The following is a 10,834-nucleotide window of genomic DNA, read 5'->3' on the forward strand; positions in this document are numbered from 1 at the left end:
AGACATAGCCTTGGATTATCAGCATAAAATAGTCCAAGAATATGTCCGCACCCCCCTCTCGAATATGTAAACGGTACTCTTTCGGTATACGGTTCAAGTTATAACAAAGCATCAAAAACGGTAAAAATATATTCTAACCATGATACAGATGTAGACTGTTATGTAGTATCATACGCAGAAAACGGAACTCTTGACGGTATCAAAAAAGAGCATTGTTCTCTTAAAGCTGACGAAATTTCAACCATTGATATTTCATCATTAAACATAGCAGAAAACGATAGTATAAAAATATTCCTTTGGGATAACAACCTAACACCGGTTGAAATAACAAATTAATACAATAGCATTATTGCAATATAAAAGAACCGACCTTCATAGTTGAAAGGTCGGTTCTTTTGTATTTAACTGTCTATCTGCACTTTCTTTAATACAAAATACACTACATTTATCTACATTTATCTATATTTTATGTACAAATATTAATATTTGCTTCTATACTATATATTATTTATCTATTCGCACTTAAGGCAGCACCTATAATTCCTGCATCATTATTCAAAGATGCAATTTCAATTTTTGTCTTTGGTCTATATTTATTGAATTCATTTATTTCAACAAATTTTCTGATTGGATTCAAAAGATATTCCCCTTCTTTGCTTATTCCGCCACCAATAACCAAAATCTCAGGTTCAAAAATATTTATGACACTTGTTATACCGTCAGCAACATATTCTGTATATTTCTCAACCACTTCCAACCCTGCCTTATCACCTGCTTTTGCCGCCTCAAAAGCCACTCTGCCATTTACTTCACCGAATTTCCCCGAAATTTTATGCATTAAGCTGTCCGGATTGTCAGTCATTTTTAATTTAGTCTGATTTATGAGAGCAGTTACAGAACCATATGTTTCCCAGCAGCCGTGTTTCCCACAAGTACACCTTTCACCACCGTTTATAAGTGTCATATGTCCCGGTTCTATTCCTACACCGTTAAATCCTCTATAAATTTTACTGTTAATAACTGCACCACCGCCTATACCTGTACCAAGTGTTATTAGAATATAGCTTGAAGCATTATGTCCATTTGCCGTATATTCGCCCAAGGCAGCTGCATTTGCGTCATTTTCAAGATTCACTGAAATATTAAGTTGTTTCTCCATAAATTTACGCATTGGCACATTCTTCATCGGGATATTATTTGAATACGATATTATACCATTTTTATTGTCCACCGTTCCCGGACACCCAATGCCAACTGCTTCAATCTTATTAATGTCCATCTGCGACTTATCTAAAAGTGTTTTACACAATTTAGTCATATCAAGCATTATCGCTTCTATCGGACGTGTATTCAAAGTAGGAACACTATCCTTTGCAATAATTTTTCCTGTTTTATCAACAATTCCTGCAGCGATGTTAGTTCCACCTAAATCTATTCCTATATAATACTTCATCTATAAATCACTCCATTCCTTAAGTTTGTTTAAAATTTTATAAAAATGATAATATAATTTCACAAGGTCCGCTAACAGTATATTCATTATTTTGAGCGGGGATAAATATACTATCTCCCTTATTCAGTTTAAGAATCTCTCCACCCATATACAATTCCCCGCTTCCGTCTGTAATTATAAGTGAATGAAAGCTTGTTTTATCAATTCTAAGCTGCACTCTATTTTGTACTTTCAGTCGACGAACGGTGAAATAATCACATTGAGTCAAAATAATATCATCACCATCAAGCACAGAATTTGAATAAGTAGATTTTTTCAAATTTGAAGATTCAAGAGCTTCTCTAATATGTAATTCTCTTTTATTCCCGTCCTTATCGCGTCTATCATAATCATATACACGATAAGTCGTATTGGAATTCTGTTGTATTTCACATATAAGAATTCCCGCTCCTATCGCATGTACAGTTCCCGCAGGTATGAAAAATACATCTCCTTTGTGAACAGGCACCTTATTAAGTACATCTGTTATTGTATTGCTTCTGATTGCATCTTGATATTCCTGCTTTGTAATATCTTTTTTAAATCCGTAATACAGATATGCACCAACATTGCAATCGAGTATGTACCACATTTCTGTCTTAGCATTTGCACCGTCATGGCAAGTGGCATACTCGTCATCGGGATGAACCTGCACAGACAAATTCTTTTTTGCATCTATAAACTTTATAAGTATTGGAAAATCGTCAAGGGCAAGACCTTTTGTACCTACAATTTCCTTTCCAACTATATCTATGTACTCTTTCAAGCCATATCCTTGATATTTACCATTGGCTATTATACTTTGACCGTCCTTATTAGCCGATAGTTCCCAACTTTCTGCCAGTATATTCAGTTCTGATTTTTTATTAAACACAGTTTTTAATTTTGTTCCACCCCAGAGATAATCCTTAAAAACAGGAATAAGGCGAACAGGATAAAGTTCTGACACTATTTTCACTCCTTTGATATTTATAATAGCCATGTGCAAAACACTGAAAAACATAGAGTTTATACACTTTTACGGATATGGCTAATCCGTTTTGTCACTATAAATTATATTGGGTATATAGAAAAACCACTCTGATTTGGTATAATATTTGCACGTTTTTAATTTATTTTATAATAAATAACAAACAGAACATACAAACGACACAAAATTCCATTTAGTTTGACATGGGTAACGTTTTTTAAGATAAGAATTTACAGTCGGTTATATGTTCTGTTTATAAATTAATATTTAGATGTTTTGTTATATTATTTATCCATCTTCGGCGAATTACAACGTGGCATCATTCCATTTAAGTCATTCCACATAAATACTTTTGCATAAGAATAGTCCTCCGGTTCTTCCACTGTCTTTGATATATCATCACCTTTTTCAATAGCTCCTATTTCGGCTATTGACGTCTTAATCAAGACAGAATTATTGTTTAATGTTTTATAAAATGCAACTATTACAACGCTTGAGCTATCATCTGTGTCTGTACGCTTTCTTACGCTTACATTTCCTTTTTCATAGTTGTTTATCTTATATACAGCCATATCTTTTTCCGACCATTTTGCATATAAAACCATATCACCAACGGAACCCTTGGCAATAGCTGCAACTGCATTTTCAAATGCAGCATCTGTATACCATCCCTCGAAGTTATAGCCATCCTTTGTCGGAACTGGCAATGTTATCGTATCTGTTTCAATAGTATACGATACAGGAGCATTTTCGGCATTTATTCCGCCATTGAGCTCATATGTAATCTCATATTCATTTATTGACCATTGTGCAATAAATGTAATAGCACCGTTTATATCATTTGGGACTGTATATGTGTCATTCTGTGTACCATATTTATAAACCGTGTCATCAGTGCCTGTCTTCCAGCCTTCAAATGTATATCCTAATTTTTTTGGTTCTTGATTAGGAATTTTAATTATCGATGTTTCCGCAATATTATATTGGGTGTTATCAGTAGGAATTGTTTCCTCATCCGCTCCTACCGCAGAGTATATAACTACAAAATTACCCACTTCTGTATACTGAGCATAAATTGTAAGCTCTGTATTATTTCCGAACAGTGCAAGCATATTTGAAGCGGTATTAAGATTATCCATCGTAATTACAGTTCCTTTTGTCGGTGCATCAAACCAGCCCTTGAAGTTATATCCTTGTTTTTCCGGATTGTCATTCGGTAAAACGGGTAAATTTTCAACACTGCCGTATATAGTCGTTGTTGTACCTGTACCCTCTTGCAAATCCAGATTAATTGTATACTGTATCGGACGTACATTCACTGTTATCGTAACATTTTTACCTGGCATTATGAATGTATAGCTGCCATTTTCTTCTGTAATAGTGTTTAAATTTTCTCCGTCAGCAGTACACAAAACATTTTCCAACGTATATCCCTTAGGAAGCGTAACCATAAATGAAACTTCATCATTTTCATATGCCTTTTCTGTCACATTTATCGTACCTTGTACTATATCTGACGGAATTGTTCCCGTTGATACAAAGCTTGCGGTAATACTTCCTGACGCTATTTCATCCCATTTTGCATATAATATTTTATTTCCCGTCGTGCCTTGTTCGATTATTTCTATCTTGTTTTGGTATTCAACATCAGTGTACCAACCGCCAAATGTATATCCCTTTCTTGTACCGGGAGCGGCAAGAGTTATTGCCTCAGTTTCAACCGTATAGTTTGACGGATTGGTGTTTGTTGCATCATTAAGTCCCTCGTAAGTTATCGTATAATTTAACAGAGTCCAGTGTGCATATAATGTGACTGTTGCTTCGTTTCTAAAGATGTCAGACAGATTGTCTTTTGTTATCCCATTAACCTGACTGCCATTGTTTTCTTCAGTGTACCAGCCGTCAAATTTGTATCCGGCTTTTGTTGGTATAGGAAGTTCAATACCATTATCAGGGATATTTTCTTCCTTAAAATCCTCAACCATTACTTCACTTCCGCCGCACGCATTAAGTGTGACAGAATACACCTGTGAATTCGGAGCTACTTTGTATGTACCATCGCCGTTATCAATAACTCTGTATGTTTCCGTGTCGGTAACATAGCTTGTCGGGTCAAATGAATATGTTCCGCCGGAAATAGTGATGACCGTTGTTGTGTTAGCGGGCTTTGTCGCACCAATAGTAGATTTAAACGTTCCGCCCGTGATATTTATTACCGGCACTGTTTCTGTAGTGGCTTCATCACCATCAAGAATACTGTAACCGTTATTCTCTGCGGTATTTTCAAAAGTGCCTCCGTTTATTGTAAGAGTTCCGGAAAAGCCCTTTACAGTGTTAATCGCACCTCTTTTACTAACAGAATTCTTAAAAGTTCCGCCGTTTATTGTAATTTCGCTTGAACCCGAGAAGGTAATACTGCTCATATTCCCGTTATAATTGAATATTCCACTATTTATCACCGCGGTACCATTGGCAACTGACAGAGCATAGCCCTTATATTCAGAATCATCATTTATAACGGTATTTTCAATATTTATAATACCGTTTGAAAGGTTTACCGCATAGCTATTTCCGTTAATTACAGAATCTTTTAAATGAAGTATTGAACCCGTACCGCTTAACATTATCGCTTGACTCATTGCCTCAACTTTTGCTCCGTCAATGGTAAGAACTGCATCTTTTACTGCAAATTTTATACCATAAGAAGTTGATGTATTAACATTCTTGATTGTGCCTTTTGTTGTACCTGTATCAACAACTGTAAGGTTATACATTGCTTCTATGACCGTTGAGCCGCCTCCACTCAATGTATGTCCATTAAGGTCAAGACGCATTGCACACTTTGTCTTTATACTTGATGTTCCCAAATCAATATCTGCACCCAACTTTACATAATCATCAGACGCTGTAAGAGTGTTAATTTCCTCAATACTCGATACAATTTTTGCTACCGGCTCCGGTGTCGGTTCCGGTGTTGGTTCCACCCCTTTTTTCGTCACAACATACTTGCCTTCGGCAACCTTTGTGATACTATATATATCTGTATCTATACAATTTGGATACAGCACAGTCGGGTCTGCGGCAAACTGCCCACCTTTTATAGATATTTCAGTTGCTGATGAGTTTGTTGACTTTGTTTTTCCTATTGCCGATTTGAATGTTCCATCATTAATATTTATTACCGGTGACGCTATAATCTCACTTGTTTCTGCGTCTATAGACTGATAGCCCTCATTGCTATCGAGGATACTGTACCCTCCGGCATTTGTATTCTCAAAAACACCTCCATTAATCGTAACAGTACCTACAAATTGTTTATCTGTAACTATAGCACCTCTTCCACTGTTTGGATTTGTGAATGTGCCGCCATTAATTGTCAACTCACTTGAACGTGCTACAAGAAGAGTGTTTGTGGTTCCGTTATAGCCAAATGTTCCGTCATCTATAATGGCAATACCGCCCTGCAAATAAAGTGCGTAGCCTTTATAATCCGCTTTATTATTTATAAGAGCATTATCAATATTAATCTCACCGCCGTTCGTTCCTACGTTTATGGCATAGCTGCCCCCGTTAATTACTGCGTCCTTTATATTGCACTTTCGTCCTGCAACATTAATCAATATCGCTTGACCTCCCGCATCAATTTCTGCACCGTCAATATTTATTGTCGCTGCTTCTGTTGTACCTCTTATTCCATAAGAGGTTTGCGTTGTACCTGTATTTATAATGGCACCTTTGGTGCTTCCTGTGTCAACAATCGTTATTTCGTGTCTTGGGTCCACTACGAACGGTCCCGAAGATGTCAATGTATGACCGTTAAGGTCAAGATGTGTCACACTTTTTGTCGTAAAGCCTGTTGTGCCAAGGTCTATATCTGCTCCAAGAATTATATTTCCCTCAGTGCTTGTAATCGCTGCAAGCTGCTCTGCCGTTGTAACAGTTACAGGGTCCGGTAGCGGAGTAGGCGTCGGTTCAGGAGTAGGAGTTGGTAAGCCCCATTCTATATCACCTTTTATGCTTGTATGAGTTATATTATCAATCATGAATGAACCTTCCCCACTGTTTTCAGCAGAAGAAAATATAAAACCTCTTACGCGTGCACAATCAAGATTGCTTCCTCCATCAAGTATCTTAAACTCATCAAACGGAACTCGAAATTGTTTCCACTCCGTCGTCAAAGTGAATTCCTTAGTGTCTGTATAAGTAGTCATCGCACTTGCTGTGTCAATCACCCCAACATTTATCTTTTCATTCTTGCCGCTTGTAGATTTTCCATAAAACACAAAGTCTGTCATATATTCCATATCAGCTTTTAAAGTAGCACGGTTAGCAGTACGCTCATCGTCATTTACATTTCCTTTAAAGAAATCATTCGGTGAATAAACCACCTTTGCCTTTGACGGTGTGTTTCCGTTTCTTGAATATTTCACCTCAAGTGCTTTTGAATCAAATCCAAGCCCGCCTTCTTCTTTAGTCGCAACGATTGTATCTCCCTCACTTCCGGATTCTGTGGATATTGCTGCCTCATATTTTGTGGTGTTCTTATTATAAGTAGCAAAATCATAAACAAATGTCTTTTCCGGATACGGAATCAGACGTTCCGGCTTTGTGTTTGAGAAGCCAATATTATCAATGTAAAATTCGGCAGTTGTTCGCGTGTCTGCTGAAATCTGAACATATGTTATATCTTCAGGGTATTCAACATTACCTTCTAAACTGTATATATATTGATGCCAATCGGTATCGCCCTCTGCCATATTTACAGTAATATATGCCAGTCCGCTTAAACTTACTGTCAGCTTCTGTGCAATACCATTACCTTTGATATCGATAGTAAAATACTTGGCATCCATAGACGGAACAGTATTAAGGTCAAATTTTGCTCTGCAACCCTCAGTATCAGTTGCATCTCTTGTATATGTCACACATTTTGTTTTTGTTGTCTCACCATTTATGTTTAAGACATTCGCATCCGTAATTTGCATTGTTGTTCCCGTAAATTTGGAATTCCACGCCGTAGTCTGTTTTTTAAAGCCAGTCGTATCTATATCAATATAGCTTTCCTCTCCCATATCCTTATGAGGATATGTATTGGCAGTATAAACAGGTGTAGCGAGTTTTACAATTTTTACATTATCAATAGTTATAGATCCCGTATCTGCAGTAGCGGCTCCAAAATATATGCCGGAAAGAGCGGCGTCAAGCTTACCGTCAGTCTGCGGATTACCCTGTTTCACAAGTTCATTTATGCCTATTGTTACTGTTTGAACTTCAGTGTTTACATCTACAGCTTTAGTCCATACTTCCATATCAGAACCATAAAGACCTATATTTACACTTCCAGCAGTTGCTGCGGAAATATCCATTGTTATTGTCTGAATTCCATTTAAATCCCAATCAAACGGGAAATTCAGTGTTGCATACCAATTCGCCGCCGCAGGTGTTATCGCTACATTTCCGCTTTCATCAGAATATTTAATCGAAGCCTTACCCGATGGAGCAGTATAGCTTCTGAATACATCGTCTGTGCTGAAATCTGTTGAATATACACCGTCAAGCTTTTCCGGTGCAGTGTTGTATGAAAGTAAGCGATTCTTTATATGAGTACCGTTATATGCCGTAGTCTTATAATCCCATGAATAGAGCATTTTCGGCGATGAACTCATATGCAGATTCCATGCTGTCCAGTTTACAGGAATTCCGTCATACTGATTGTCAGTATCGTCCATCCAGTTCATAATCTGATTCATCCATATATCGCTTGTGCAGTCTCCGCCCGATATGTTCTTGTCGGATGAGTCCCATCCCCATTCACCTATAATCACCGGTGCAACACGTCTTACCGGACCTATTATCGTATCCCATGCGGTTTTTGCACCCTTAACCGGATATGCGTGAGAGTCATACATAACGCCATGGCCTTCCGCCGTATCTATTAGTCTATATCCATTTGGGCGTTCATTATAGCCATCAGCAAAACCGCTTATATCAAATGCCCAGTTCAGACCGCCGGCTATACAGATATTATTTGCACCTTGTTTGCGAATTTCGTTTAGAAGTTGTTGATGACCTATAGCAGTTACTTCTTCACCGCCAACTATAATTTGTCCGCCATTATACCACACGTCCCATTGTTCCACTGTAGTTGGTTTTTCAACTCCTACCGGTTTTATATCATGTGGTTCATTCAAAAGACCGAAAAGTACCGCACTGTTATTGCCGTACTTAACAGCAAGTTCTTTCCACATATCAAGATCGTCTTGTTGTGGCATAACATATCTGTGACAATCAAGAATTATATACTTACCTCTCGCCTGTGCAGCTTTAACCATATCATCAATATATTTCTGATATTGTTCCTTTGTTAAGTTTTTTTCGTCCCATACGCTGCCGTTTTTCCAATATTTAGGATTTATTGGCAAACGTATCAGATTAGCTCCCCAGCTATCATAGACCATTGTCATAGACTCAAATAGATGTTCTGCCATACCCCAGTCCATACTCGGAACATTTACACCACGAAGAACTACCATTTCATCTGTTCCCTGCTTAACTATTTTATTTCCCTTGACCTCAAGAGGCACAGAACGATTATAGTTAATTTCCGCATTTTGAGCGTCTGCTGCAGCTTCCTCATATGTCTGTGCATAAACAGGCATAATGCAAAGCGACACTGTCATTACAATAGCCGTTACAAGACTTAAGAATTTTTTCATGAATATCACCCTTTCGATTTAATTATATAAAAAGGACTGTTTTTTTGTAGGGAGAAAGAGAGAGAGAATATTGGAAGGTATCCATTGTCCAATAAATAAAACCTATTCTAAACAGTCCTTTACTATATTAACATTATAAAAGAAAAGTTCACCTCAAAAAACGAGGTAAACTTTTTCTCACTACCGATTAATTATGTTTTCGGCACATTATTCATATTTTAATGTATAAATTTGTTTTGGAGTAACTTCAACATCGCACCAGCCATTTGTATCCACTGAAAGCTCTGTCTCTGAAAGTTCCTCAAGCGTGACTTTTTTAACACTTGCCCACTTCCTATTTTCCGTACACGGAAGTTCAAACGAGTGTACCTGTCTTTCTATTGGCGATTGTTTATCTGATATCTCCGCTATGCCACCATTAAATCTAATTCTATTTTTAACTGTTTCACTTGACGGATTAAATAATCTCACCACACACCCTAAGCCGTCCTCACTGCGTTTTACGGCACTTATGTGTAGATTTTCATTTTCAAGTTCAATAAACGACTTTTCAAGAGGGTTCTTGCCATGTTCTGTTGGTGCTGTCTGTCCAATTAGTATTTCCATATTAAAATCTTCAGCAGCTTTCCATACTTGAGCATCTTCCCAATCACCCTTATGAGGCATAAAAGCATATCGGAAAGTATGTTCACCAAAAGACTGTGAACCGTTCTCTATTCTCGAATAGTTCTGCTCCTCGGGAGTTACATATATGCGAAGCTCAAAGCAGCGCAATAATGACAAATACACAGTATGGTTATAATCATCATCCGATTCATACGCTTTAAGTCCCGTATTCAAAATCGCCGCACCTTCATTTTCATTGCATATATCAACAAACGAGTTCATCGGCTGCTCTGTCATCGGAATTTCGTCATACTTCGAATAATCCGGTTTCGCAATCGGACGCTTTACCACATCAAACTGTCCCTGAGCGTATACAAACTCTGCATCCACGTCTGTGGGGAAAGCAGCCTGAAGATAGTGATTAGGAACATTGTTATTAATTTTCGTTTCAAATTCAACCCATCTTGCGCCTTTTCTGAGTGTTACAAGCGTTTCTATTCTGTAAGGCGCGAGGCGGGAACTTCTTTTCTTGCCGCCGTCAACTATATTTTCGGGAATTGCCCAATTAAGAACTATTCTGTACTTAGTTTCAAGCTCACCGCTGTATACAAGGCTTACAATCGCCCGTTCATTAACAGTTGTATATTCCTCATCAAGCTCCGGTGTCTTGTGTTCCCACGGGCTGCCATTTTCACCGGTGTCCTTAAAATATCCGATATTATCGTATTCCCTGCCGGTTTCCTTTTCAGTAACCTTAAGCGTACCGTTTGAATTTATCTTAACCTTCAGATATTCATTCTCCATAGTATTTATGCCGCAAAGCATATTAACCGGCGTTGTAGCCCGTGTATGATACTTAGGTACAACCTTGAGTGTTTTATAGCCCATCGACGGAATATCCTTAACAAATATTCTTATTGTATGTCTTGACACAGGAAGAACATCGACCGCGTCTGCCAAATCCTGAACAATTTGATACATAGGATTAATTGACGATATGTTCTGGTGCGGGCATACATTACCCGCACCAGAACATATCGTCAATTAATC

At 37.7% G+C, this 10,834-nt stretch carries 4 protein-coding genes; all 4 read right to left on the reverse strand.

From position 1 onward, the window contains the following. Positions 1 to 508: 508 nt before the first annotated feature. The 4 genes from ACLTU0_RS08195 to ACLTU0_RS08210 all read right to left on the reverse strand — a co-directional run bounded on the left by ACLTU0_RS08195 (position 509) and on the right by ACLTU0_RS08210 (position 10,765). On the reverse strand, positions 509 to 1,453 hold the full coding sequence (locus ACLTU0_RS08195) for an ROK family protein (RefSeq protein WP_117966549.1): 945 nt from the start codon (positions 1,451 to 1,453) through the stop codon (positions 509 to 511). A 37-nt stretch (positions 1,454 to 1,490) separates the two neighbouring features. After that, the gene (locus ACLTU0_RS08200; protein ID WP_022230329.1) at positions 1,491 to 2,441 is read right to left on the reverse strand and encodes a type I phosphomannose isomerase catalytic subunit; all 951 of its coding nucleotides are present in this window, start codon (positions 2,439 to 2,441) and stop codon (positions 1,491 to 1,493) included. 305 nt (positions 2,442 to 2,746) lie between these two features. Continuing rightward, positions 2,747 to 9,178, reverse strand: coding sequence for an InlB B-repeat-containing protein (locus tag ACLTU0_RS08205; RefSeq protein WP_022230328.1), 6,432 nt, complete (start codon positions 9,176 to 9,178; stop codon positions 2,747 to 2,749). A gap of 207 nt (positions 9,179 to 9,385) precedes the next feature. Beyond that, complete coding sequence (locus ACLTU0_RS08210) at positions 9,386 to 10,765, reverse strand: glycoside hydrolase family 38 C-terminal domain-containing protein (protein ID WP_412322008.1); 1,380 nt, start codon at positions 10,763 to 10,765, stop codon at positions 9,386 to 9,388. Positions 10,766 to 10,834 lie beyond the last annotated feature (69 nt).

The sequence above is a fragment of the Hominilimicola sp. genome (assembly GCF_046972485.1).
GTDB classification, from domain to species: Bacteria; Bacillota; Clostridia; order UBA1381; family UBA1381; genus Hominilimicola; species Hominilimicola fabiformis.